The sequence below is a fragment of the Butyricicoccus sp. AF35-5AC genome (assembly GCF_003477715.1).
GTDB classification, from domain to species: domain Bacteria; phylum Bacillota; class Clostridia; order Oscillospirales; family Butyricicoccaceae; genus Agathobaculum; species Agathobaculum butyriciproducens.
This window is the reverse complement of the sequence record NZ_QUDX01000040.1, coordinates 817-1,268: the sequence shown is the minus strand read 5'-3', so window position 1 is coordinate 1,268 and position 452 is coordinate 817. Positions and strand designations below refer to the sequence as shown.

The following is a 452-nucleotide window of genomic DNA, read 5'->3' as shown; positions in this document are numbered from 1 at the left end:
ATTCGTGGATTACTTAACAAATTAGAAGGAGGTATTTTATATGTTTAAAAAAGCTTTTTGGGTTCCTTATGAGGATAGTGCCAATTACCCAACTCTTGCAAAAACTATGGAAGCAATTTCAAAGTATTGTGAAGAAAATGGTGAGTCTTATACATTTATTAACGATGACGAAGTGGAGATAAATGGAAAAAGATATGAAATATATAGGGGCTACGAAAATGGTAGTAGGGGAAATTACGGCATAAAATGTAAAGAAAAATAAATCCAATTTGTTATTCTACACACATCGGGTCAACTTGCCCCGAACTTCTACAACTAAATACCCGCCGCCCACACAGCGGCACACCGAGCAGGAAATCTGAAAAAGGTCTCCTGCTTTTTTTCTGCCCAAAATGAGGTGGTAAAACACCACCCCATCCACCAATTACCGAAAGGAGGGACACGAAATGCCC

At 38.7% G+C, this 452-nt stretch carries 2 protein-coding genes; one reads left to right on the top strand and one right to left on the bottom strand.

Annotated elements, in window-relative coordinates; all coding sequences use genetic code 11:
• The first annotated feature begins 40 nt into the window (after positions 1-40).
• Entirely contained in the window at positions 41-262 is a 222-nt protein-coding gene (locus DWZ82_RS14895; protein ID WP_004612768.1) for a DUF4318 domain-containing protein, read from the top strand.
• Between the two features lie 10 nt (positions 263-272).
• On the opposite strand, the gene DWZ82_RS15485 is transcribed toward DWZ82_RS14895, so the two are convergent.
• The coding region (locus tag DWZ82_RS15485) for a hypothetical protein (protein ID WP_207663675.1) at positions 273-452 on the bottom strand (180 nt) is incomplete at its 5' end.